The sequence below is a fragment of the Alkalicoccobacillus murimartini genome (genome assembly GCF_030813245.1).
Taxonomy (GTDB): domain Bacteria; phylum Bacillota; class Bacilli; order Bacillales; family Bacillaceae_D; genus Alkalicoccobacillus; species Alkalicoccobacillus murimartini.
Genome location: NZ_JAUSUA010000008.1, coordinates 51,541 through 75,091, shown reverse-complemented (window position 1 = coordinate 75,091; position 23,551 = coordinate 51,541). Strand labels below are relative to the sequence as shown.

Sequence of the window (23,551 nt, the reverse complement as noted above, 5' to 3'; positions counted from 1 at the left end):
AAGATATTAATATAAATAATATATGAAAGCGGTTAAAATGAAGCCGTGTAATCACTTCTGAAGTCAGAATAAGTGGATTCTCTTACGCTATGAATGTTGATTTATTTAAATATGACAATTGAAAAAGGTCAGACTCCTGTTAAGTGGTGAGTCTGACTCTTTTCTTAAAAGCGATATGTTGAGAGGTATATAGGAGGTTATTGTAACGATGTTAAAAGCAGAAAACGGAGAATTTCTATTAGATGGCAAGCCTTTTCAAGTGTTGTCCGGTGCCATTCATTACTTTAGGACGGTGCCAGAATATTGGGAGGACCGTCTTCGAAAGTTAAAGGCACTCGGCCTAAATACGGTGGAAACTTATGTGCCATGGAATGTCCATGAGCCAAAAAAAGGGGAATTTCATTTTTCAGATCTCGCAGATATTGAGACATTTATTAAAAAGGCTCAGATGCTGGATTTATACGTCATTGTGCGCCCCGCTCCGTATATTTGTGCAGAGTGGGAAATGGGCGGGTTACCTGCGTGGCTATTAGCAGAACAGGATATGGTGCTTCGATCAAGCCATCCGGGGTTTTTACGTCATATTTCAGATTACTTTGACGTACTGCTTCCGAAAATTGAGAAATATTTAAGTAAGCATGGCGGACCGATTATTGCCATGCAAATTGAAAATGAGTATGGTGCGTATGGCAATGATCATGCTTACCTAGAATTATTCAAAGAGCAATATCAAAAGCATGGGATCGATACGTTTCTGTTCACTTCGGATGGGCCTGATTTTATTGAACAAGGCTCGTTACCAAATGTGACAACGACACTGAATTTTGGATCCCGCGTTGAGGAAGCTTTTGGGAAGCTGGAAGAGTATAAGCCTGGCTCTCCGAAGATGGTCGCTGAATTTTGGATTGGCTGGTTTGACCACTGGGGAGGCGAGCATCATACGAGAGATCCGAAAGATGTTGCGAATGTGTTCGAAGATTTATTGAAGATTAATGCCTCATTGAATGTGTACATGTTCCATGGCGGTACGAATTTTGGCTTTATGAATGGTGCTAATCATTATGACGAATATTATCCAACCATCACAAGCTATGATTATGACAGTTTGTTGTCGGAGAGCGGGGAAATTACCCAAAAGTACAGAGAAGTGAAAAACGTTTTACGGAGATATGTGGATGTTCCAGAAGACGTAGAGCATGAGATTCCAACGAAAACCTATGGCTCCGTAAAGCTGGAGGAATCGGTCAGTTTATTTGATACCTTGCAGGAAATTAGTACTGTGAAGGAGAATTTAGTTCCGCTATCCATGGAGGACGCTGGACAGGCGTACGGGTTTATTTTATATAGCACAGAAGTGAACCGGAAAGGGGAACTCAATCTAGACACAGAGCCTTTCCGTGATCGTGCCTATGTGTATGTAAATGGAAAACTTGAGAAAACGATTTATATTAACGATCAAGAAAAAACGGTACAGATCAACTTTCCTGATGATGTGAACACATTAGAGATCCTTGTTGAAAATATGGGACGAGCCAATTACGGTCAGCACTTGACGGACAAAAAAGGGTTAATTCGTAACATTTGGTTAGGGGAGCAATATTGGTTTCATTGGACGATGAATCTAATTGAACTCAATGTGCTGCCAAGTGATTATGCTGGAGGGAAAGAAGAGCGCTTTCCAAAGTTTTTTCAAGGAACCTTTGATGCGAATGAATGTCATGACACGTTCGTGGACACAAAAGGGTTTAGAAAAGGAAATGTGTTCATTAACGGGTTCAACTTAGGAAGGTATTGGAATGAGATGGGGCCGCAGCGAACATTATACTTACCAGGTCCGTTACTAAAGGAAAAAGGCAATACGATCACTGTATTAGAGCTGGAAGGAACAACGACGGAGGATATTACATTAGTCGATCGACCGAACCTAGGATAATACCAAAACTTACGGGATATAAATCAGAGGTGTAGGCTGGGGTTTACCTGCAACGAGAAAGAAAATATTCTCACTAAGACATTCTAAACCAGACAGGGAAACATTTATCCTGTCTGGTTTTTGTCTCTTAAATAACTACAATACGGAAAATGTAATCCTTGTTATTGTTTAGAAAGTTGGTTTGCTTTAAGTTTTTTGAAGAATGAAAGGATACGAAGCTTATATACATATTTTCTCAAATAGTATACAAATCTAATAAGGTTTAATGATAAAATAAGGTTATGTACTTATTAGGTATGACCTTTTCTATTTAATATTTTGTTGGGAGGATGACAATGAAGTTTATTGTTAATAAACTATTATTAATTGGATCTTTAGGAGTGGTGCTGGGTGCTTGTTCTGCAGCAACTGACACGGAAGGGAGCTTAGAGAATACAGCAGAAGAGGACGTAGAAGAGGCCTTAGAAGAGGCCTTAGAAGCAGTTGAAGAAAGAAGTATTGTAGCCGATGAAATGACAACAACCTTCTATCCAGAAGTAACTAAATTAAGAGATCTTACCGAAGAAGACCTTGAGTGGTACGATCTAATTATGACAAGATTAAATGATATAGATGATTTCTTAGGTGATAAGGAAACTGTATACGAGATAGCTGAAGAATATGGAGAAGATCCTGAAGAGCTATGGTTTGATTGGTTAGAAATTGTTGACGCAAGATGGTACGGAGATAATGGTGATTATGCTATTTTGCCAGATGCATTTAACAAATTAAATGATGAAATTCTTGAGAAAAATATTGTAGGAGAGAAGATAGAACAATCTAGTAGCGAATCTAATTTTGTCGAGAAGAATTTGACTACCTTTTTACGTCACCAATTGCATGTAGACGGTGAACCTTACGAAGTTAGTTACTTAATTGAACATAGAGATGATTATAAAATTGCTGAAATCATTGAGTTTAGTGTTAACGGGGAAAAAGTAGAGTTATAGATATAATTTTAATTTAATCTACTCAAACAATTGTACGTTAGGCTCCCGCTTTAATACGTGAACAAGCTCAGCTTCTTGTAATCTCCCTATGCCCTCTTTAAGATAAGAGTAATTGCAAATAAGGGAATCTTTAATTGCCTCTCGATTGGCATCTGGCTCAGCTTCTTCATAGAAGTGGTCTAAATCTGCCTCAGATGCTCCAGCTCCAATAAGAAAATCCGCTTTACATAGAACTGACATGTGTGAGAGCAATTCACCAACTGCCCATTTTCCTTCTGTCGGCCTGCTTTTCAGGTCTTCTTCGCTCAAGGTGTTTATTAGTTTAATAATAGAGTCCACTGCTAAATCCATTTCTTTGAAAACACCAGTACAATAAACGTTCATATCTTCACCTTCTCTTTATTGAAATGATTGTACCTTATTTTATGTAATTGTTATGAAAAAACGCACCCTTCAAATACGATCTCCCCCAACATACCTCACCGAATGCATATGCGTCCTCGACAACTCAATTACTTCCTTTATAAAAACCTCCGGACTCTCCTTAAAATCATCTCGAATCCAATACTTCAACAACCCATAAAATCCATAAGCCGTATACTTCTTAAAGTAATCCATGTTCACAGGCGCATGATCAATCGTCTCAAATTCAAATTGCTCCTGATAGATCTTCAGAATGGTTTGTGGAAAACGAGTGTGTAAGCCGGGTAAGGTGTCCTCGTATTTAATTAACGTGAAGAAGTCTCGATTGGTATAGATGTAGGAAACGATGTTAAAGGATGGGCTTTTTAAGTTAGCTGTGTACACTTTTTGTCCTGGTATATAAGGATTGCCCACTGACTGTTCGAGTCCTCCAAGCATAGTAATGAGTGTATCCTCAGCTAAATCCATTTTATCTTTGTAGTGAATATAGAACGTACTACGATTATAGGCAGCATAATCGACGATATCTTTCACCGACACGTGATGGTAGCCCATTTTTTTTGTGAGTTCGATTAAAGCATGTCTGAAGTGTGTTTTGGTTCGATTTTGTCGTTGGGTGGTATGTTCATGATTCATAAAAAATCTCCTTCAATCTAGACAGTTTTCGTCTAAGTGTCTATGTAGTAGACATTTGGAGAAAACCTACTGATTGTTAATTGTGAACAAAATAGTACAATTTAAATGCATGAGTAGGGCACAAGTAATAGTTTAGATAGTTTCTATTATACATGTCTAAAAAGTGCTAATAAAGTTTTGATCTCAGGGGGAATTATGATGGGGAAATTACAAGATAAAGTAGCAGTGATTACTGGTGGTGCATCTGGTATTGGTGCAGCAACGGCGAAATTATTCGTTTCTGAAGGAGCCAAAGTGGTTCTAGTTGATTTAAATGAAGAGAAGGGCAAAGCTTTTGAAGAAGAATTGAAAACGCTTAATGCAGAAGCTCTTTTTATAAAAGCAAATATTACAAGTGAAGAAGACGTTGCCAATGTCTTCAAACAAACAGTTGAAACGTTTGGCACGGTTGATGTCGTGTTCAACAATGCGGGAATCGGACGTGTTCATCCAACGCACGAATTAGAATACTCCGAGTGGCGCAACACGGTTAATGTTGATTTAGATGGTGTCTTCTTAGTTGCTCGTGAATCGATCCGTGAAATGATGAAGTCAGGTGGCGGTTCGATTGTGAACACGGCTTCTATGTACGGTTGGGTTGGATCACCTGGTTCAGCAGCATACAACGCAGCAAAAGGTGGGGTTGTTAATTTAACTCGTTCTCTTGCTCTTGAGTATGCAGATCAAAACATTCGTGTGAACGCACTATGCCCAGGCTTTATTGATACACCAATTATTCCAGAAGAAAACAAACAAGTTTTATCTGAAATGACACCTATGAAACGTCTTGGTCAAGCTGAAGAAATGGCAAAAGCCGTATTATTCATGGCTTCTGATGATTCTTCTTATATGACTGGGAATAGTTTGATTGTTGATGGCGGGTATACAGCGCAGTAATTGAATATCATTTTTTCAAAGATCTGTCCTTGGACAGGTCTTTTTTGTGTTTCAATGAACTATATGAGTGAACACAGGCCATTACATCACAATTAACTGCTTCTAAATTTATCAAATGTAGGATAGTTTTTTTTCCTAATCATAATTGAGTAAATAAGATTTTTATTTATGTATATTTATATTTGGAAAATATGGTATATTTCTAGTGTGCTATATAACAGGTGGTGAAAGGAACTTATATGAATACTACTGAACCCATAGAGAAGTTAAGTCAATTTACTGAATTCGTTGAGTCATTACCAAATGAATTTATGTTATCAAGGGGACAAGGCGGTGAATATGAATTACTACCAAGTTCTCTTAGATTAGATAAAAGTAATATAAGAAAATTTTCCAGAACAGCGATACAATATTTTTTAAATGAATTTAAAATAAGCTCTCATAACTATATGAAATTCCCTACGGATTTAAATAGTGATTATGAGTGGATGGTCTATGCACAACACTATGGTATACCTACAAGGTTATTAGATTTCACTTTTTCTCATGTTGTATCCTTAATGTTTGCAGTAGAAAATGCATTTGAAGATGAAGAGAACAAAAATGCAGAAGTATGGTTTTTAAATCCAATAAAGTTAAATAATAAGTTTGCTCATCGTTCAGAAATATTAAATATTGCAAATGGTGAAAGTCTAAACTTGGAATCATATGAAGGACCTGTAGCGATTAAATCAAGAAAGTTAAATGAAAGAATTAATGCTCAAAATGGTTTGTTTGTTTATTTTCAAGATATAATTGACCCCTTAAAATCTCCTCTCAATAAAATTGTAGATGATAATATATTAAGAAGGTTAGTTATTAAAGGTGAATATAAACGAGATATTCTTTCTTCTTTATATTCCATGGGAATAGGATTTACTACTCTATATCCAGAGTTACAATCTGTGTCAAAAGATATAATAATGAAACAAAGTATTTTAGAATATTTGAGAGCAGGTGATGAATAAGATGGAAGAGTTTTCTGCAGCAACTCATAAACCACAGAATATAGCTATAAAAGATATAATAAAACAAATCTCTAATGGTTTTACATTACAAAACGTGGAAGACATAACGTTATTGGAAGAGGAATTAAAGTTAGAGCTATCGGATTCGATAATTATAGCACCAGATTATCAAAGAGATTATAGATCGTCTATTATAGATGAGAGCTCATTAATAGAATCATTATTAGTGGGTATACCTATCCCTCCAGTTTTTTTAGCAAATGATCGATTTGAGGGATTACAAGTTTTAAATGTAGTAGATGGACAACACAGGCTAAGGGCTTTTTATAGATTTAAGGAAAATAAATTCAGCTTGTCTGGCCTGAAACTGTTAAATAGTTTGAATGGAAGTAAATTTAATGACTTAGATTTTGACACAAAACAAAAAATATTAACACATAAACTTGCAGCGATTGTATTCACTGACTTTCCGGGACTTGATTTTGAGCTAGAGATATTTAATAGATACAACAAAGGGACTAAACCATTAACACCTCAAGAAATTAGACATGCAGTTTATAATTCTAATCTAAACAACTATGTTAATAAATTCGCAAAAGACATGGTTGATAATAAAACTTCTAAAGAGCTTCAGAATGCTTATAATGCAACTAAAGATAGATATCAAAAAAAGAAAGTGCAAGAGAGTATCTTTGTACTAATGAATATCCTTGAGAGCGGTATTAATGAGAGTTATTCTAAATCTTCTATATATGCAGAGGAGTACATGAAGCAAAAATCTCAATTGGAAAAAAATGAATCGATTTATGCACATGACAATTTCTTATTTGTAAAAGACAGCTTTGAAAATTTTAATAAAATAATTGAATTAATAGGAAAGAGAGTAGAATTTCCATTTTCTAAAGAAATTTACGGTATATCTAGCAGAAATTATAAATTCCAGGTATCAATCGGTATGTTATTGGCAGGGATTTTCCATAGAATGATTTCTTACGGGATTTCATTAGAGGTTCTTGATGACGAATTTGCCTTAGAAAAATTTCTTGATTACGTGTCAAATCTATTTAAGCATTCATATCTCGAAGATCCCGAATACAATGCATCTTCAACCAATCCAAAAAAAATGAGAGAATTGATCAACATAATTGATTTAGAAGAGTTATTTAATTAATCTTTTTTTACAAATTGACTGCGAATTGTATATACATTAAATAAAAGACCACTATTTATGATAAGTGGTCTTTTTTAAAATATAAATTAGATACTAACATCTATAATTTTTGTTTCTTCTCTATTTACTATCAATTCATTTTTATTTACTAGTGTAGTATATCCTTCAAATATTCTTTTTCTAGTATCAATCAAGTTTTGCTTTATATAGGGATTAGTAATGTTTTGTATTTGATCTAGACCTTCTTTTTTAAGAAGAAGCTCCATCTTACTTTGTACTTCTAATTGTTTATTAAGTTTTTCAAGTTCTAATGTTTGTAATTCAATATTAGTTTTTTTCCTCTCCCACTCATGTTTTTCTTTTTCTAGCTTTAACCTTTCTTGTTCAATGGACAGTTGACCAAGCCCGAGTCCTGCTTCAAATAACGCTGATAGGGGGCTGTTATGAGTTATGGACTTTGTGTCAAAGAACAACTCGTCTTGTATTTTTTTGTTTATATGAGATTTACCAATAATTTTGATTTTTCTTTCTTCTTCTAAATGTATGCCTACAACTGGTCTTGAAACTTTAGAGAAATAGTATAAGAATTTATTGAAATATTTGTTTTTAAGTACCTCGAAATTTTTAGATTCGATTTTAATATCTGAGTCACTCATTAGGTATTCGGTTAATGAGTTGATATTAATTTTATTTGATTCATAATCATTAAAAGTATTAAGATATCCAGAGATTATTTTTGATATTTGATTTAATTTTGTTTCACATAGGTTTTTGTCTTGTATAGTTTTATGAGGAACTTTATAGAGTAAATCCTTTGTTTGCAAAAAAATAAATTTAGTAACGTTCTTAAAATCTTGATCGTAACTTTTAAATATTTCTATCATGATATTGTTATGTAATCTTAATCTAGGTTTATTATTATATAATGTTTTATTTATAGTTCTAACCATATTAAAGAGAAGATTTAAAGTAAATAGTTCTCTATTTGGAAAAAGGCTAATAGGATCACCAATATAGTAAAGCTGAAGCAAATCATCGGGAATATTTAGTATATCAATCTTTTCATATGTCTTATTTAGACTAAAAGATTCACTTAAAATAAAGATATTTTCAGCAGATATATTATTATTTAATGCATGTGAAATAGCATTAATTAGCTCATTTTTATAATAATAACTTGTCAACTGATTAATGAAATTAGAGATTTCCCAAGAGTTTAAAGGGGTTTCAGAATCTCTATCTAATTTTAATTGAAATCTTTTAGTATACATTGGGTTTTCTTCAATCATGTTTACACCCCTGAATTTTAGATATTTAGGTCGGTCAATTAATATTATATAACAAAAATCATTATTTTACATAAAGTATTTAATTTAACTATTTCTCTTTATATAAAAGGTTCATCATAAAATAAAATATAATTTGATATAGAATTAGGACAATAAATAGTAAAAAATACTTAAGTTGTAATGATTTTGTTCTTTATGATTAGTTGTGGCGGGTTAACTAATTATATCCTATTGATAATGGTACTTTTAAGGGGGAGAAATCAAATAATGATAAGAAGAGCTTTATGACAAATTAAGTTGTAGAACAAAGATATTTTTTAATCAATCCACCCTTAATAAGAGTTTGTAATGCTAATTTAACTTTTATCTACCTAGAACTACTTTATTATGATAAAATCTTTGAGCCAATCCCCCAAAACAATCATTTTCATATTTTTAAAACTCCCCTTATTTCATACCTATACACATGAATTCTTCTATTTCTCCATAAATCCTATATTGCGAACGTTCTCTTGCACTTAATATAGAATAATACTAGAAAGATTAAGAACAAATGCCGATAAAAAAGAAGATTCATCATGAAATATTGATGACAAGTGGCTAAGATTGCCATGCATTTTGAATAATGGAGGACAACAATGCCAAAAGTTTCATCAATGATAGTTCAATTTATAAAAGAAAAAGGATGTACCAAGGTTTTTTGTATTCCTGGTAAGCCCATTTCCCCGCTTATTTTAGCGACGGTAATTCGGACTTTTGCAAAAGAGTTTGTGTGTGTATATATTTCTTCAACTCTCCCTCTAAAAAAGCCACATCTATCGTTGAATCTACTTTTTTTGAGTGACTACTAATTTTCTCGATATGTTCTTCTACTTCTTCAGTATTGAAATCAAACACATCATACATGGGTAAGTTAAACTCATTTTCTTTTGGAGATAAGGAATGAATACGTCCTAATAGCTCACCAGATTGTTTTAACGAAAGTAAACTTGGCTCATAATCGGATCCGGCTATGAATGGATATACGACATAGCTTTTTCCTTCAATAGATTGTGGGTTCTCTACATGTAAGTTCACTGGAGTGACAATCGGAACATGATGTTCCTTTAGATAGGTTGTATAGTTCATCAAATTAAGTGCTTTTTGAAGGGGTGATTGCGTTCGTTTTATTATGTAATGACCTACTTTATATACGGGAGAATATTCGTAAATACTTTCTACATCTTGATTTAGATTAAATCCAAATGTATTAATGATATCTTTACTACCCATTAGCAGAGCCCCCAATTGTGTAAAGTGAATTCTGAAACATTATTTTACATTATATACTACTTTATATGTATTTTTATCCCTCTTTTTAATCTTTTCCTATCAACCTATCTCTTATTGTCAAACTCCCCTTCATTAATACCTACACAAATGCCGATATAAAGATCATTACATCTATTATAAAACCAAAATAATACATACTCCTACTAAATCCCTATAAAAAACTAGAAACTTTCTTCCTGCCTGCCGATATATAAAAAGGAAGTTTTATTAGGATTAAGAAAAAAAGCAAGGAGGGCTATAATGCCAAAGGTTTCGACTATATTGGTTCAATTTATAAAAGAAAAAGGATGTACCAAGGTTTTTGGTATTCCTGGTAAGCCCATTTCCCCGCTTATTTTAGCGATGGAAGCAGAGGGTGTTGACTTTGTCCTTGCACGTCATGAGGGTGGAGCTGGATATATGGCGACAGGCTATGCGATGCAAAATCAATCGCTTGGTGTAGCTATTGGGACATCGGGTCCTGGTGGAACGAACATGATCACGGCTGCGGCTCAGGCTGCTGCGTTTCATGCTCCTGTGTTGTTCATTACGGGACATCCGCCACTTGCAATGTCTGGGAAGGCGCTTGGTCAGGATTCAAGTATGTTTGGTACGGATCTGGTTGAGTTGTTTAAGCCGGTGACGAAGTTTAGTGCGAAGGTTGAGAGCAAAGAGATGTTAAGGCAGCTTCTGCAACATGCGGAGGAGCAGGCGTTAACAGGATCCAAAGGACCTGTGCATCTCTCAATTCCATTAGATATTTTAATGAGTGAGGTTGAGCCGTTTGAGTTTGCTGTTCCTGCTCATGATGATGTGATTTCTGGTAACATCGGCCGCGCGATTGAAGCGTTAGATGAGGCAGAGAGACCACTTATGCTACTTGGAAAAGGGGCTCACCTATCTCAAAGCTATGATTCGATTCAAGAGCTTGCTGAGCGCTGGCAGATTCCTGTTATAACAACGCCAGGAGGAAAAGCAGCGTTTGTTGAGACACACCCGCTTTCTTTAGGAGCACTTGGATTAGGTGGGACTGAAGCGTCTGCTGCCTATGTGAAAGACAGAGAAAGTGACCTGTTGGTTGTCGTTGGCTCAAAGCTAAGTGATATGTCGACAGTTGGATTAACGGCAGGTGGAGAACCGAGAAAAGTCATTCATTTTGACTGGCATGCAGATTTTGTCGGAAAAACACTTGAAAGTGACACAATTTTTGTGCAGGGAGATGCGAAGGTAAACTTGAAGTATCTCTTAGAGCAAGCGAACCACCCGGAGGTTCCTGCTCTTGATTTACGTGCGTATACCGAAAAGGAAACGGCCCAGCCAGCTGAGCCAGAGCCTGGTCGATTATCGGCCGTACGTACAGTAAAAGTTTTGCGTGATCTTTTGCCTCATGAGGCGGTTGTGTATGGAGACGATGGCAGTCACTCCTTTTATACCATTAAGCACTTCACCACGCATGTGGCTGGAACGTTCCGATTTGATGATGTGTTTGGAGCAATGGGTAATGGAATTGGTCTTGCGATTGGTGCGAAAGTGGCGCGACCAGATGAGTCCATTGTTTGTTTCACAGGGGACGGATGTCTCTTTATGCATGGGACAGAGATAGGCACAGCTGTAGACGAAGGGGCGAACATGCTCTTTGTTGTCTTTAACAATGAAATGCTCGACATGGTCGATAAAGGGATGAAGAATAACCTAGGTTTCTCCGCTGGATCTCGTTATACAAAAGGGGTCAATGTCACTCAGTTTGCTGAGTCGATGGGAGCCACTGGCTTCTGTTGTTCGACTGAAGCAGAGATTGCAGAGGCGTACGCTGCATCTAAAAAGGTAACAGGACCTGTTGTCATTGAAGTGTTAGTGAACAAAGAAGAATGGCCACCTACGATTGGACGTTAGGTGAGAGGAGGATCTTATGAGTGAGAAAGCAGCAGCAGGTTGGAAGATGATTGATGAGTTAGCTGGTGAGCGAGGCATTCAAGCGATGAAGACAGTGGAGGAATTCTCTCCAAGACTTGCTAAGCTTGCTCTGGAGTTTGGGTATGGCGATGTGTATCTTGACGATGCGCTTGATAAAAAGCAACGTGCCCTTATTACGCTCTCTTCATTAATTACGCAAGGTGATAATGGTAGAGGTTTAACGTACCATTTTAATGCAGCGCTACGCGTTGGTGTGTCAAAGGAAGAAATTTTAGAGTTAATTAATCACTGTAGTGCGTATGCTGGGTTTCCAAAAGCGATCCATGCCGTACACGTGTTTAAAGATTTTTTAGAAAACCAACAACAGGGGGAATAGAAAATGGCAAATTATGAATACAAAATCGAAGGTGACGTGTTTTACTTTAAATATCTAGAAATGGCTACTACGCCGGCAGAAGCTCAAGAGCAGGCTGACTTTGTTCGTAGCCAAATTAGTAAACCAGGCATCAAGAAATTTCTGAATGACAACCGTAATGTGACAACTGTTGCATCACCTGAAGTGAGTGCTGTGTGGGGAGAACTAATGGGATGGCTATCTACTAGAATTGAGAAGAATGCAACGATTACTCCAAGTGCTTCACTAAAAATGCAGTTAAACCGTCTATCTAAAACATCGGGTTCGTATGACAGTGTACGTGCGTTCACAGACATTAATCAGGCGCTTGAATTTGTGGATTTAACGAACGCAAAGATTAGCTAGGAGGAATGTTCGGTTTGAAAAGACTTCATAAAAAACTACAAAATAGTATGTTTATAGCAGTTATTAGTGTCATGCTCATCTCTCTTGGAACCGTGCTTCTTGGCGGAGGACTTGATGGAAACATCACTTTATGGGTTGGACTTGCACTCATTTGGGCGCTAGTAGGAACGGTTGCCTTTCTTTTTAACAGCAAGCTCATTCATGCATTACGAGAAGCTGAAGAAGGTCTAGAGGCAGAGGATGACATTCTTATAAGTGAAGAAGACACGCAGAATAATAGGTTTGCCCAGTTTTTGAATGCTCTCTATACTAAATCGAGCGCACATCAAGTTGAGTCGCCGACTAGTCATGATCATCAACAAGAAGATTGGAAAGTTCAATCTGCAGAAGCTGCGAATCATCTACAAGTATCGGCAAGCGAAACAAGTGCTGGAGTAGAGGATATTGCAAAAATGATGCAGGAATTGGCGTCCAATAATAATGATCAAGTCGATGCGATTAAATCAATTGATGAGACGGTTTCATTTATTTTCTTTAACTTAAAAGAGATAAGTGAAAGTACACAATTCGTTGCTGAAGCATCAAGTACAACCTATACAAATGCAAAAAAAGGGAATACATCGGTTCAACAATCGATCGAGCAAATGAATTTAATTGGACAAGATGTGGAATCTTCTAAAGAACGAATTGAAGCACTTGGACAAAAAACAGCAGAAATCGAAAAGATCTTAATGCTGATTACAGGCATCTCTAACCAAACGAACCTACTTGCATTAAATGCTGCGATTGAAGCAGCGCGAGCAGGGGAGCACGGTCGTGGCTTCTCCATTGTGGCCGATGAAGTCCGCAAGCTTGCTGAACAAACAAATGAAGCAACAGCGAACATTCAAAAGCTTATTGTTGAAGTGCAAGAAGGAAGCCAAGATGCAATTAAAGCGATTCAGCAAGGTGCTGATTCAGTTGAAGTTGGTATTGGCTTAAATCGCGAAATGGGAACTGTTTTTCATACCATCAATGAGAACGCGCAAGAAGTCGATGAGTTTATTCAAGACTTATCAGAATCAATTGGCGAACTGACGGAGAGCATGGAAGACGTTTCAAATACCATGAAGGAAGTATCATCAGTAGCCGTTCAATCAAACGGAGCTGTACAAAACGCAGCGGCCGTTACAGAAGAACTAAGTGCCTCTATGGAAGAGATTTCTGCTTCAGCTGAAACATTGGCTGGAGTGACAAATGCGCAGTTGAAAGATGCACATCTTTCAAGCGAAGACGAAGAAGAGAAAGTCTCTGCGTGACCGAGCCATCTATAACCATAAAAAGCATCGCCATCTGGCGGTGCTTTTTAATTTGTAGAATCCAAGCTGAAAATCGGATAAATGGAAAAATGCTGAATGATAGCGATAGTAATGGGGCATTTTATGGTGGCAACTAGAGGTTGCGCCTTGATGCGCCTAGAACTAGCTTTACGTGAACAGCTCGATTCTTTCATACTGATAGTGTAATGGAAAGGCGATGAGATACATGATTTTTAGTGAACGACTGAAACAAGAAAGAGAAAAGAAGGGCTGGTCCCAAGCAGAGCTTGCTGAAAAAATGCATGTAAGTCGTCAGTCTGTGTCTAAATGGGAGACCGGAAAAAACTATCCAAACATCGAAGTGATTATGAGTTTGAGTGATTTATTTGGGATTACGATAGATGAATTGTTGAGGAGTGATGAAGAGTTGAAAGAGAAAGTGATTCAAGATAGTAAGCAACTGGCCTACCCAAAGTGGAAGGTTTTCTTTGATACAGTCTTTCTATTAGGTGTCTTTTTATTGATATCAAAACTAATCATTTTTGCTTTAAATTATTTCTTCCATACAAACATTCTTATCTTAGAAGGACGATCGAATCTTATCATTAACTTTCTGCCACTCTTTATGATGGCGTTTGGTGGCTTTGGCAGTGATCAACTAAAGGAGAAGTATAGATAAGTAAGTTTAATCCAACTAAAAAAAGGAGCTAAATGGCTCCTTTTTTCTTCTACTTATTCCATCTAGTTAATTCCGTCACAGATCAAATACCTCTTCAATTAAATCCTCCACAAAGTCGGACTCTTTTTTATAGATCTGAAACATAAAATAAAAAAGCGATAGGATCGGTAAGTAGAAGTCTTGATTGGCTTCATTAAAAACATCGATTTTTGCGCCTTTTCTAATAGAGTATTGTCCTTTTTTTATCATTGAAAAAAAAGCCATTAGCTAGTCGCCTCTCTATTGTGTGTGATAGATCTTTATACGACATGAAGGGAACGTTGGTTTCTTATGCTAAATCAATCCCCTTAACTCATCCAAAAACCTCTCTGCTGGCTTTGATAGGTTATGATTCTTTAACCAAATCAATCCTACAGGTGAGATAAAAGGTTCTTCGTCTACTATTCGTACTGCTTTTATAGATGGATGGGTGTTCTGCTTCACAAAGGCTTCTGGAACAATGGCGTTTGTCATATTCTGAGCAACCATTTGGGTAAGCAACTGAATGTCGGAGCATTCTCCTACGAGTGTAGATTCTATTCCTCGTTTGGCCAGACGTTCACGGATCAATGAGTATACGCCAAGTCCCTCTGAACTTGGTAGCATTAACGGATACTCGTTTATGTGCGGCCACGTGATGGTATGGTTTAATGGCGTTTGATTAGAAGTTACATAATAAAAGGGTTCATCCTTTACATGAAGTACTTCAAACTCACTTAGGTGTAGAGGGAGTCTAATTAGAGCCATTTCAATGGTGCGATCCTTTACTAACTGACAAAGGTGACTGGATTCATTCTGCTGAATCTTTAGATGAACGTTTGGATATAGCTCATAAAATTGTTGAATGCTAGTCAGTAATTCAGTCGATGAAAATGTGTTAATACCAACGCTTAATGTGCCTGTTAACCCCGCTCCTATATCTTTTACGTTCTGTTTGGCCTCTTCTGTCAGCTGCAGAATTTCTAAGGTGTATTGATAGAGAGAACGTCCAGCTTCTGTTAATTCAAGTTTTCGCCCGTGTCGATGAAATAGTAGTGTATCTAGTTCCTGTTCCAACGAACGTAATTGCTGGCTCAGTGGAGGCTGTGACATATATAGCTTCTCAGCTGCAGCCGAGATGTTTCCTTGCTCGACAATCTCTTTGAAGTAGCGTAATTGCTTAATATCCATCCGTATTCATCCTCTACCATGGTTACTATATGATAAACCTTACTTTACTCCATTTTATTCATATAATGAAATCTCTATAGGGTGTGCTACCATTTGATAAAGGCAATATAGGAGGGAAAAATGAATACGTCTACATTTTGGATCTTTAATGTTTCACTTGAAACAGGTTTTATCTATCAAGGTGATGAAGTCGTTGGCACTGAGACAAAGCATTACTTTCTTCAAATTGAATCAGGATCTATTGTGACGATTCAAGAAGAACAACCAGAAGAGAATGTGCCCTATATTGATGCAAAAGGTTTATTACTCATGCCGTCTTTTAGAGATATGCACATTCATTTAGATAAGACGTTTTATGGTGGTCCATGGAAGGCACCTTCAAGCGCGCCAGGTGGGATTTTTACTCGGTTACAGGAAGAAGAACGATTACTGCCAGAATTGAGACCCTATACAAAGGATCGTGCTGAAAAGCTCATAGATTTATTGACCCAGTCAGGAACAACAACCATTCGTACTCACTGTAATGTCGGATCGATTGAAGGGCTTCATCAGTTAGAAGCAACGGTTGAGGCGAGAGAGACGTACAAAGATAAAGCGGATATTGAGATTGTCGCCTTCCCGCAGCAAGGCTTGATTAGAGGACAAGCACGAAGTTATGTGCAGGAAGCATTAAAAAATGGAGCTTCATTCGTCGGTGGTGTGGACCCCGCAACCATCGATACAGACATTGAACATTCCTTGCAGACCATGATGGAATTAGCTGTGCAGGCGGATGCAGGGATCGACTTACACCTTCATGATAGCGGTCATCTAGGTTTGTTTACTATGAAGCGTCTGGCTGCTCTAACAGAAGAAGCAAAGATGCAAGGACGCGTGACCATTAGTCACGCTCTAGCACTAGCAGATAGTCGCGAGGGGGAGCTGACTGAGATGGCTCAGATATTACATGAACAGAAAATAGACATCACCTCTACCGTCTCTCTTGGTAAAACGATCCCGATCCCTTTTCTTCACAAACAGGGAGTGAGGGTCTCATTAGGTGCAGATAGCATTACTGATCATTGGTCTCCATTTGGCACTGGCGATAGCTTGGACAAGGCGACTGTATACGCTGAACGGTTTGGAAAAAAGGATGAGGTCTCTTTACACCAGGCTCTTGCGTTTATTACGGGACATATCACGCCTCTTGATCAGGAAGGAAAGAGAGTCTGGCCAACACTTGGTTCACCAGCTGATTTTGTATTAGTTGATGCGACTTGTAGTGCACAGGCTGTGGCAAGACGAGCAGAAAGAAGAGCTGTGTTTTATAAAGGGAAGATGATCGTCAATAAGCTGTAAGTAAAGGAGGGCATACCAATGACCGATTCATATTGGCTCAAAAATGTAAGAATCGAAACAGGGTTTCATCAGGAGGAAGGACAATACGTTGGAACAAAGACGGACTCCATCCACGTGAAGATCGTCGATGGGTTGGTGGAAGAGGTGCTTCCGACTAGCGATCATCTGGATGAGGCAGAGACACAGATGGAAGGAAAAGGACTGCTTTTATTACCTTCCTTAGTTGAAAAGCACTGTCATCTTGATAAGACCTTACTTGGAGAGAAATGGCGCCCGGTGAAAAAAGTGACGTCTATTTTTGAGCGCTTTGAAATGGAGAAGAGCATCCTCCCACAGTTGGACACAACAACACAGGAACGAGCAGAACGACTGCTTGAAATGTATGCTCAAGATGGTGTGACTCATGTAAGATCACATGTTGATATTTATCCAGAGGTCGGACTATCTAATCTAGAGGAAGTCATAAAAGCGACCCAAACGTTTGAGCATAAACTAGACGTAGAAATCGTGGCCTTTCCTCAGCATGGACTCTTAAAAGACGAAACCATCGAGCTTTTACGGAAAGCTTTGGCATATAATCAGGTTCGCTATATAGGTGGTGTGGATCCAGCCTCTGTAGACGGTGACATCGAAAAATCGTTGCAGACCATGGTCCAATTGGCAAAGGAATTTCAAGTAGGGATCGATCTGCATTTACATGATGCTGATTATTTGGGAACCTTCACGATGAAACGCCTTGCTCAACTAGTAATAGAAGCGGACCTGAAGCAGGATGTATTCATTAGTCATGCCTTTGGTTTAGCAGATATTCCACTAAACCAACTTAAGGAGACAACCAATTGGTTAGCAAAAGCAGGAATCACGATTATCACAAGTGTGCCGATCAGTAGGCCATTTCCTCCTGTAGCGTTTCTGGAAGAGCAAGGAGTAAAGGTTTCGGTTGGTTGTGATAACATCTTTGACCTATGGTCCCCATTTGGTAACGGTGATCTCATCGAAAGAGTGAGCCGTCTAGCAGAAGCTTCTAGATGGAGTGATGAATGGGAGTTAGCCCAAAGCCTAAACTACATTACACGTCGCAAGGCATCCATCACAAAAGCAGGAAGGCAAGAGTGGTTGATAAAAGGAGAGGAAGCCAGCTTCATACTCGTTCATGCTGAGTCTTCTGCTGAAGTAGTAGCGAGGCGTATTAAGCCAGAGAAGACGGTGTTTAAAGGGCGAATGGTCTAACAAGCTGCATAGATAATGACGATAAATAAAGGAAGTTCTGAAGCGAACAAATTCGGAACTTCTATTTTAGGTTGATTACCTGTGAAAGAGTAGGAGGTTCAGAATTAGACATGCATACATTTAAAATAGGCGATAGCCCATACTTTATAGAGATGCGCTTTGCTCCTCATGAGAGAGACATAGGAGATGATTTTGATGAGATTGAGAGTGAAATAACCATTCAAAGTGGGAAGTATAGTGTACGTGATGCAGAAGTTTGGATTTCAACCAATCAATTGTATCAACTATTCCAGGGGCTTACTGAGGGCTATCAAAAGCTAAAGGGCAAGGTCATTTTCTCAAATCGTGAGGACTCAATCTATATTGAAATGACCCTACACTCACTCGGACAACTGGATGTGAAAGGGCATATTCAAGACATACCAAGTGAGACCAATACATTAGACTTCGAATTTCAATTAGATCAAAGCTACTTGCCGAAAACGATCGATCAATTAAAAGAGATCATGCAACAGCTTGGAAAGCTTAAGTAAGTCGTTTAAAAGGACGTAATATGAATGTTCTTAGTTTGTGTGGACCCTTTTTATCTAGTATCCGAAGTAATTCATCTGTTAGAAAGAAAATGAAAAAGACAATCATCGAATAGAAAAAAAGAAAGAATAAGAAAAAAATAGTTAGAAATCCGAAAAGGATATGCAAGTAAAATGATAACGCGAATCGAGCAAAACTAGCTTTGCGTGTTATCCATTCAATCAAGAATGTGACCGGCAACAGATAGAATAAAACACCCCATAAAACAATTAATCCGCTAACGCGTAAGTCCTCTATTAGATTAGGTGTAGGAGATATTAATGCAATACAAAGTGTAGACAGTATAAACGTGATCAAAGCGGCAATTAATTTTCTTTTTAACAATGGTGTCACCTCTTTAAGAAGATGTTTTTTATTATAAGGCTATAGATCTATCTATGCATCTTCAGGAAAAATAACTTTACACATAATTAAAGCTAGAGGCCATGTTCGCTTCTAGCTTTTTTCGCTTGCTCAGTTTTATTGAATCTCCAACCGATACACTCTCCTTGGCCTTCCCCTTTGCCCGGATTGCTCTCCGCCTGTTTGGGTGGCGAGGTTCATTTCCTCTAGCTTGGCGAGGATGCGGTTGGCGTTGCGCAGGGAGCTATTAAGCCAATTGGAGATGTCTTGGGCGGTGACGAGGTCTTGGCCGTAGTGTCGACTAAGGGATTGGACCTTATTGATGATGGCTGGGCTGAGTGACGTTTCAGTAGAGCCATCTTGGCCGATTCTCCTTGTGTCATAGGATAGGGATTGTTCATTTGGTTGATGTTCGGTTCTTCGTTTGTCTTCGTCTACGTAGATGATGACACTGTTGGTTTTGTCCTGGGCTTCTTTTAGGGCGCTTCGTGCATTGCCCTCTGCTTCTAAGGCTGTTCTGCCATAGCCTACAACAACATTGGTTTGTAGGGTGGTTTGGGCTTCGGCGTCTTTCATGAACTGGAACCATAGCTTGTCCCCATGCCATTCGAGTTCGCCTCTTGTGGTGTAAATAAAGAAGGTGCCATCGCCGATCTGCATGTAAGAGCCGCCTACCTTTTCGGCATAGTGCAGAAGCCATCGTTTTAGATCAAGCTCTTGGTATTTTCTTTTCATTGAATAGGAGCTAGTATCCTTTTTTTCGTTATAGTTTCGGATTTCAATCGCAACGATCGCAATCTGCGCCTTTTTGTAGAGCTGAGATTGCGCACGTTCCTTGATATACTTTAATGCTTGTTGAATAGATAGCTTGGTCGGAGTGACTCGATAACAAGGAATCCCTTGCTTTTTTAACTCGCTGTATACTTCTCGTATGCAGGTAAAAGCTGCGTCAATTTGCTTCTGTTTGTAGAGCTCTTTATGGAACGCGATAATTTCTTCGGCAGGCTTATACCCTGGATAGAAAAGCGTGTGAATAGTGAGCTCTGGGGGTAAAAAGGCCTGTTTCACTTCATCTAATTCTTTTTCTTGGATGGTATCAAGGCTAACAGATTGAAATAGCTTGCCTTCTTGATATTGACCTTGGACGAGACGACCAAGCAGACTAGCCCCATATAACGGAGGATAGACTGCGTTGCGACTGTCTACTAATTGATTAGAGACAGCTACATCATAGGGCGCCTGACCAGAAAACAACCAGTATGCGATCTCGGTTTGGTCTTTGCTGATGAGCTCTTTTAGTTCATTTGTTTGTTTATAGCAAAATGGTACCGCTTCAAATTCTTCATATTTTTTAACTTCTTCCATTAGAAGTTCCACGGAATCCTCTGGTCCTACGGTGCCGATCTTAATCTTCAAGGCTGGATCCGCCTGCTTCTTTTTTGGCGTAATGTGTCATAATTGTTACTCCCTTTTCTAAATCCTCAATGCTTGCATGTTCAGATGGGTGATGACTGACTCCGTCTCTGCATGGAATGAATATAAGACCCGAAGGCCATTTTGATGCCATGTTCATGATATCATGTCCTGCGCCGCTGTTCATAGAATAAGAAAGGTAGCCTGCTTCTTCTATTGATTCCAGGAGTGATTGGTGAACGTCAGTGTCCAGTAAAACGGAGGGGTTATTAACTAGCTCTTGGACCTTGGTTGTTACACCGAATTCCTGCTCTACACTGATCAGTTCATCCCGAATGGCATGTGCCATTTTTTCTTTTGATGTATCATCTACACTTCTAATATCAATGCCTAGCTCTATCCTTCCAGGGATGACAGTTATGGCATTTGGTGAACAATCTATTGAGCTAACGGTTGCTACTAAAGGAACGCCTGCTTCATCTGCTAATTCAATTGCTTTAGCAGAAGTGAAGCTAATAATGGGGGCAGCTGCTAGCAAAGCGTCCTGTCTATTATGCATAGGAGTTGTACCGGTGTGACCGCTTTTTCCATCAATTGTTACGATTAAACGAACTGGGCAAGCTATGGCCTGAACAGCTGCCGCTTCTTTGCCGGCTACTTCAATTTGTGTTCCTTGTTCAATATGCAATTCTATGACTCTGTGATAGCTAGTTTTGCTTTTCTCTGCTTGATCAAAATGATCCCAGCTTAGCCCTGTCGACTCTACAGCTTCCCGGATCGACACTCCATTTTTATCTATTAAACTGGCTAGAGATTCTTTTAGGTCGTTTTTAATTTTTCCCGCTACCGCTTTACTTCCAAGAGTAGAAACGCCAAACCGATCAGACTCTTCTGAAGCAAAACAGATGATGGAAATTGGCCTTACAGGCTTAAACTTTTCGTCCTGTAGACGTTTGATTACCCCCAGACCACAGAGAATACCAGCCAATCCGTCGTATCCGCCTCCATTTGTTACTGTGTCGAGATGTGAAACAAACGCTAAAGGTGATTTGTCACTTCCTGCGGGGTTCCATACTGCATGAATGTTTCCAGCCTCATCGCGCTCAGTGGTCATATTAAGAGACTTAGCAATGTTTTGAAATGCCTGCATAGCCTTTACTTCATCCTGCGAATAGCCCAATCGTGTAAATCCCTCTAGTTGATTCATCGTTTCTGTTGTATTTAATTGAAGTAAATGTTGATACAACCATTCTTTCATAAATTAACGCCCCGTTTCTCTATATTTGAGTAAGTGTTTAAAGGCTTTAGACATGCTCTAACAGTGGTCTAAAGCCTTTATTTTGCTCAATAATTCCTATAAGTTTATGAGTTTAAATACATGTCTACTCCCGGACCAATTGGTAATCCAATTAACGTCCATATGATGAAAATGGCTATCCAAATTCCTAAAAAGATTAATGCGTAAGGGAGCATAATCGAGAATAATGTTCCAAAACCTGAACGAGAATCATATCGCTTCATTAATGCTAGAACCATTGGAACATAGGGATTTAACGGTGTAATAACATTAGTTGATGAATCGGCAATTCTATATGCTAGCTGTACAAATGCAGGATTGTAATCCAAATACATAAACATTGGTATAAAGATAGGGGCCATTAATGCCCATTGCGCAGAGCCACTGAAAATAAACAGATTTAGTACGGCAGCTAAAAGAATAAATCCTACAAGAACGGGTAAGCCTGTAAAGTCGGCAGAGATTAGAGTTTCCGCTCCTGCCACGGCCAGAAAGGAAGATAAATTGGTCCATCCAAAATAAGAAATAAACTGTGAGGCTGCAAAGATTAGAACAATATATCCGGCCATATCCTTCATCGCTGAGGCCATAAAGTCTGGAACATCACCGGGCTTTTTGATAGCCTTTACCGTTACACCATAGGCAATGGCTACGGTTATGAAAAAGAATAAGATGATAGGTATTATATTGCTAAGAAAAGGTGAATTTAGAACACCACCATCTTCTCCTCTTAAAATTCCGTTGCTAGGGACAATTAAAATAGCTGCTATAGCCGCATAGATCAGACCGAATATTCCGGCATTTCTAAGTGCTCTATTTTTTTCAGGTGTGATTTTCTCGACTGTTTCTGTTGTAACGGAACTATCTCCAAGCTTAGGGTCATATGTGCCTAATCTAGGTTCAATAATACGCTCTGTGATCCAGGCCCCAATTATCATAAGCATTAACACAGAGAACAGCATAAAATACCAATTATCAACGGGAGAAACAGTGATGTCCGGATTAACGGTTTGGGCAACCTCCGTTGAGATTCCTGAGAGCAATGCATCTGTTCCAGTTATCATCACATTCGCTGTAAAGCCCGCACCTACACCTGCAAACCCAGCAGCAATTCCCACAAGTGGATGCCTGCCTAGCGCATAAAAGACCATCGCAGCCAATGGAGGAATAATTACAAATGCCGCATCTGAAGCCAGGTTTCCAAGGATACCAGTGCCGATGACTGCGTATGTGACAAATCGTTTTGGAGCCTGAAGGATGGTTTTCTTCATAAAGGTCTCCATTAAACCTACCTTTTGAGCTAGACCAATTCCAAACATCATAACTAAGACAAGTCCAAGCGGCGCAAAGCCGGTGAAATTATCAAGCATCGATGAAAGTATATATTCTAGACCAGATACAGATAGCAAAGGTCGAATAGCAACCGTTTCTCCAGATTGCGGGTCCTCAAAGCTCACACCAAACCAACCTATGATGGAGGATATCAGGATGACCGCTAGTGCTAAATAGACAAAAAGCATAAAAGGGTGGGGGAGCTTGTTTCCCATCTTTTCGATCCAGTCCAATATCTTCATAAAAAACGTTGATTTTCTTGTATCTTCACTATTATTCAAATCACACACCTCTTTTTCCGCAAATGTCTTTAATTGTTCTTTAAATAAAGGTAGCATAACTAATCGCGGTTTCCAATTGAAAAATCTAATAATTTAAAATTTTATAAGTAGATTTTCTGACATAACTTCTCGCATTATAGTTCTTATAAAAATTCAGTTTTTAGAAATACAC

The 23,551-nt window shown here is 38.4% G+C and carries 23 protein-coding genes; 13 read left to right on the top strand and 10 right to left on the bottom strand.

Annotated elements, in window-relative coordinates; translation table 11 throughout:
* The first annotated feature begins 208 nt into the window (after nt 1-208).
* Together J2S05_RS19160 and J2S05_RS19155 are read left to right on the top strand one after the other, a co-directional pair.
* The gene (locus J2S05_RS19160; protein WP_306985696.1) at nt 209-1,933 is read left to right on the top strand and encodes a glycoside hydrolase family 35 protein; all 1,725 of its coding nucleotides are present in this window, start codon (nt 209-211) and stop codon (nt 1,931-1,933) included.
* Nucleotides 1,934-2,268: 335 nt separating this feature from the next.
* Nucleotides 2,269-2,922, top strand: coding sequence for a hypothetical protein (locus J2S05_RS19155; protein WP_306985694.1), 654 nt, complete (start codon nt 2,269-2,271; stop codon nt 2,920-2,922).
* Nucleotides 2,923-2,940: 18 nt separating this feature from the next.
* Here the strand turns inward: J2S05_RS19155 and J2S05_RS19150 are convergent, their stop codons facing one another.
* On the bottom strand, nt 2,941-3,306 hold the full coding sequence (locus J2S05_RS19150) for a DinB family protein (RefSeq protein ID WP_306985692.1): 366 nt from the start codon (nt 3,304-3,306) through the stop codon (nt 2,941-2,943).
* Nucleotides 3,307-3,375: 69 nt separating this feature from the next.
* Nucleotides 3,376-3,981, bottom strand: coding sequence for a TetR/AcrR family transcriptional regulator (locus J2S05_RS19145; RefSeq protein WP_306985690.1), 606 nt, complete (start codon nt 3,979-3,981; stop codon nt 3,376-3,378).
* A 198-nt stretch (nt 3,982-4,179) separates the two neighbouring features.
* Between J2S05_RS19145 and J2S05_RS19140 the strand changes: the two genes are divergently transcribed.
* The 3 genes from J2S05_RS19140 (at nt 4,180) to J2S05_RS19130 (ending at nt 7,095) form a co-directional block, all read left to right on the top strand.
* Nucleotides 4,180-4,917, top strand: coding sequence for an SDR family NAD(P)-dependent oxidoreductase (locus tag J2S05_RS19140; RefSeq protein WP_306985687.1), 738 nt, complete (start codon nt 4,180-4,182; stop codon nt 4,915-4,917).
* A gap of 239 nt (nt 4,918-5,156) precedes the next feature.
* Entirely contained in the window at nt 5,157-5,924 is a 768-nt protein-coding gene (locus J2S05_RS19135; RefSeq protein WP_306985686.1) for an FRG domain-containing protein, read from the top strand.
* A 1-nt stretch (nt 5,925) separates the two neighbouring features.
* Nucleotides 5,926-7,095, top strand: a complete 1,170-nt coding sequence (locus J2S05_RS19130; protein ID WP_306985684.1) for a DUF262 domain-containing protein — start codon at nt 5,926-5,928, stop codon at nt 7,093-7,095.
* Nucleotides 7,096-7,181: 86 nt separating this feature from the next.
* Here the strand turns inward: J2S05_RS19130 and J2S05_RS19125 are convergent, their stop codons facing one another.
* Both J2S05_RS19125 and J2S05_RS19120 read right to left on the bottom strand, forming a co-directional pair.
* Nucleotides 7,182-8,384 (bottom strand): hypothetical protein, encoded by a 1,203-nt coding sequence (locus J2S05_RS19125; RefSeq protein WP_306985682.1) that lies wholly within the window; start codon nt 8,382-8,384, stop codon nt 7,182-7,184.
* 729 nt (nt 8,385-9,113) lie between these two features.
* The gene (locus J2S05_RS19120) at nt 9,114-9,656 is read right to left on the bottom strand and encodes a phosphotransferase (RefSeq protein WP_306985680.1); all 543 of its coding nucleotides are present in this window, start codon (nt 9,654-9,656) and stop codon (nt 9,114-9,116) included.
* Nucleotides 9,657-9,956: 300 nt separating this feature from the next.
* On the opposite strand from J2S05_RS19120, the gene J2S05_RS19115 reads away from it, so the two are divergent.
* From J2S05_RS19115 to J2S05_RS19095, 5 genes are all read left to right on the top strand, one after another.
* Complete coding sequence (locus J2S05_RS19115; protein WP_306985678.1) at nt 9,957-11,588, top strand: thiamine pyrophosphate-binding protein; 1,632 nt, start codon at nt 9,957-9,959, stop codon at nt 11,586-11,588.
* A 16-nt stretch (nt 11,589-11,604) separates the two neighbouring features.
* Complete coding sequence (locus tag J2S05_RS19110; RefSeq protein WP_306985676.1) at nt 11,605-11,985, top strand: carboxymuconolactone decarboxylase family protein; 381 nt, start codon at nt 11,605-11,607, stop codon at nt 11,983-11,985.
* A 3-nt stretch (nt 11,986-11,988) separates the two neighbouring features.
* Entirely contained in the window at nt 11,989-12,369 is a 381-nt protein-coding gene (locus J2S05_RS19105; RefSeq protein WP_306985674.1) for a hypothetical protein, read from the top strand.
* Nucleotides 12,370-12,383: 14 nt separating this feature from the next.
* Nucleotides 12,384-13,667 (top strand): methyl-accepting chemotaxis protein, encoded by a 1,284-nt coding sequence (locus J2S05_RS19100; protein WP_306985672.1) that lies wholly within the window; start codon nt 12,384-12,386, stop codon nt 13,665-13,667.
* Nucleotides 13,668-13,893: 226 nt separating this feature from the next.
* Nucleotides 13,894-14,346 carry a helix-turn-helix domain-containing protein gene (locus J2S05_RS19095; RefSeq protein ID WP_306985670.1) on the top strand — a complete coding sequence of 151 codons (453 nt, stop codon included), beginning with the start codon at nt 13,894-13,896 and terminating at the stop codon, nt 14,344-14,346.
* A 75-nt stretch (nt 14,347-14,421) separates the two neighbouring features.
* Here the strand turns inward: J2S05_RS19095 and J2S05_RS19090 are convergent, their stop codons facing one another.
* Both J2S05_RS19090 and J2S05_RS19085 read right to left on the bottom strand, forming a co-directional pair.
* Entirely contained in the window at nt 14,422-14,610 is a 189-nt protein-coding gene (locus tag J2S05_RS19090) for a hypothetical protein (protein ID WP_306985668.1), read from the bottom strand.
* 69 nt (nt 14,611-14,679) lie between these two features.
* The gene (locus J2S05_RS19085) at nt 14,680-15,555 is read right to left on the bottom strand and encodes a LysR family transcriptional regulator (RefSeq protein ID WP_306985666.1); all 876 of its coding nucleotides are present in this window, start codon (nt 15,553-15,555) and stop codon (nt 14,680-14,682) included.
* Nucleotides 15,556-15,675: 120 nt separating this feature from the next.
* Between J2S05_RS19085 and J2S05_RS19080 the strand changes: the two genes are divergently transcribed.
* The 3 genes from J2S05_RS19080 to J2S05_RS19070 all read left to right on the top strand — a co-directional run bounded on the left by J2S05_RS19080 (nt 15,676) and on the right by J2S05_RS19070 (nt 18,656).
* Nucleotides 15,676-16,893: an amidohydrolase gene (locus J2S05_RS19080; protein ID WP_306985664.1), complete on the top strand. Its 1,218-nt coding sequence runs from the start codon at nt 15,676-15,678 to the stop codon at nt 16,891-16,893.
* Nucleotides 16,894-16,911: 18 nt separating this feature from the next.
* Nucleotides 16,912-18,123, top strand: a complete 1,212-nt coding sequence (locus J2S05_RS19075) for an amidohydrolase (protein WP_306985662.1) — start codon at nt 16,912-16,914, stop codon at nt 18,121-18,123.
* A 110-nt stretch (nt 18,124-18,233) separates the two neighbouring features.
* Nucleotides 18,234-18,656: a WapI family immunity protein gene (locus tag J2S05_RS19070; protein ID WP_306985660.1), complete on the top strand. Its 423-nt coding sequence runs from the start codon at nt 18,234-18,236 to the stop codon at nt 18,654-18,656.
* On the opposite strand, the gene J2S05_RS19065 is transcribed toward J2S05_RS19070, so the two are convergent.
* The 4 genes from J2S05_RS19065 to J2S05_RS19050 all read right to left on the bottom strand — a co-directional run bounded on the left by J2S05_RS19065 (nt 18,649) and on the right by J2S05_RS19050 (nt 23,340).
* Nucleotides 18,649-19,038: a hypothetical protein gene (locus tag J2S05_RS19065; RefSeq protein ID WP_306985659.1), complete on the bottom strand. Its 390-nt coding sequence runs from the start codon at nt 19,036-19,038 to the stop codon at nt 18,649-18,651. The two genes, J2S05_RS19070 and J2S05_RS19065, sit on opposite strands and share 8 nt — an antisense overlap.
* A 135-nt stretch (nt 19,039-19,173) precedes the next feature.
* Nucleotides 19,174-20,472 (bottom strand): helix-turn-helix domain-containing protein, encoded by a 1,299-nt coding sequence (locus tag J2S05_RS19060; RefSeq protein ID WP_306985657.1) that lies wholly within the window; start codon nt 20,470-20,472, stop codon nt 19,174-19,176.
* Nucleotides 20,462-21,727 (bottom strand): M20 family metallo-hydrolase, encoded by a 1,266-nt coding sequence (locus J2S05_RS19055; RefSeq protein WP_306985655.1) that lies wholly within the window; start codon nt 21,725-21,727, stop codon nt 20,462-20,464. Before J2S05_RS19055 ends, J2S05_RS19060 begins: the two co-directional genes overlap by 11 nt.
* 104 nt (nt 21,728-21,831) lie before the next feature.
* Nucleotides 21,832-23,340, bottom strand: coding sequence for an AbgT family transporter (locus tag J2S05_RS19050; RefSeq protein ID WP_306985788.1), 1,509 nt, complete (start codon nt 23,338-23,340; stop codon nt 21,832-21,834).
* Nucleotides 23,341-23,551 lie beyond the last annotated feature (211 nt).

What these genes read in the sequence shown, in the direction of transcription:
- J2S05_RS19080 (WP_306985664.1), top strand. Translation starts at nt 15,676, where the DNA reads ATGAATACGTCTACATTTTGGATCTTTAATGTTTCACTTGAAACAGGT.
- J2S05_RS19125 (WP_306985682.1), bottom strand. Translation starts at nt 8,384, where the DNA reads ATGATTGAAGAAAACCCAATGTATACTAAAAGATTTCAATTAAAATTA.
- J2S05_RS19105 (WP_306985674.1), top strand. Translation starts at nt 11,989, where the DNA reads ATGGCAAATTATGAATACAAAATCGAAGGTGACGTGTTTTACTTTAAA.
- J2S05_RS19140 (WP_306985687.1), top strand. Translation starts at nt 4,180, where the DNA reads ATGGGGAAATTACAAGATAAAGTAGCAGTGATTACTGGTGGTGCATCT.
- J2S05_RS19110 (WP_306985676.1), top strand. Translation starts at nt 11,605, where the DNA reads ATGAGTGAGAAAGCAGCAGCAGGTTGGAAGATGATTGATGAGTTAGCT.
- J2S05_RS19150 (WP_306985692.1), bottom strand. Translation starts at nt 3,306, where the DNA reads ATGAACGTTTATTGTACTGGTGTTTTCAAAGAAATGGATTTAGCAGTG.
- J2S05_RS19070 (WP_306985660.1), top strand. Translation starts at nt 18,234, where the DNA reads ATGCATACATTTAAAATAGGCGATAGCCCATACTTTATAGAGATGCGC.
- J2S05_RS19095 (WP_306985670.1), top strand. Translation starts at nt 13,894, where the DNA reads ATGATTTTTAGTGAACGACTGAAACAAGAAAGAGAAAAGAAGGGCTGG.
- J2S05_RS19160 (WP_306985696.1), top strand. Translation starts at nt 209, where the DNA reads ATGTTAAAAGCAGAAAACGGAGAATTTCTATTAGATGGCAAGCCTTTT.
- J2S05_RS19145 (WP_306985690.1), bottom strand. Translation starts at nt 3,981, where the DNA reads ATGAATCATGAACATACCACCCAACGACAAAATCGAACCAAAACACAC.
- J2S05_RS19055 (WP_306985655.1), bottom strand. Translation starts at nt 21,727, where the DNA reads ATGAAAGAATGGTTGTATCAACATTTACTTCAATTAAATACAACAGAA.
- J2S05_RS19135 (WP_306985686.1), top strand. Translation starts at nt 5,157, where the DNA reads ATGAATACTACTGAACCCATAGAGAAGTTAAGTCAATTTACTGAATTC.
- J2S05_RS19075 (WP_306985662.1), top strand. Translation starts at nt 16,912, where the DNA reads ATGACCGATTCATATTGGCTCAAAAATGTAAGAATCGAAACAGGGTTT.
- J2S05_RS19050 (WP_306985788.1), bottom strand. Translation starts at nt 23,340, where the DNA reads ATGAAGATATTGGACTGGATCGAAAAGATGGGAAACAAGCTCCCCCAC.
- J2S05_RS19130 (WP_306985684.1), top strand. Translation starts at nt 5,926, where the DNA reads ATGGAAGAGTTTTCTGCAGCAACTCATAAACCACAGAATATAGCTATA.
- J2S05_RS19155 (WP_306985694.1), top strand. Translation starts at nt 2,269, where the DNA reads ATGAAGTTTATTGTTAATAAACTATTATTAATTGGATCTTTAGGAGTG.
- J2S05_RS19090 (WP_306985668.1), bottom strand. Translation starts at nt 14,610, where the DNA reads ATGGCTTTTTTTTCAATGATAAAAAAAGGACAATACTCTATTAGAAAA.
- J2S05_RS19120 (WP_306985680.1), bottom strand. Translation starts at nt 9,656, where the DNA reads ATGGGTAGTAAAGATATCATTAATACATTTGGATTTAATCTAAATCAA.
- J2S05_RS19115 (WP_306985678.1), top strand. Translation starts at nt 9,957, where the DNA reads ATGCCAAAGGTTTCGACTATATTGGTTCAATTTATAAAAGAAAAAGGA.
- J2S05_RS19085 (WP_306985666.1), bottom strand. Translation starts at nt 15,555, where the DNA reads ATGGATATTAAGCAATTACGCTACTTCAAAGAGATTGTCGAGCAAGGA.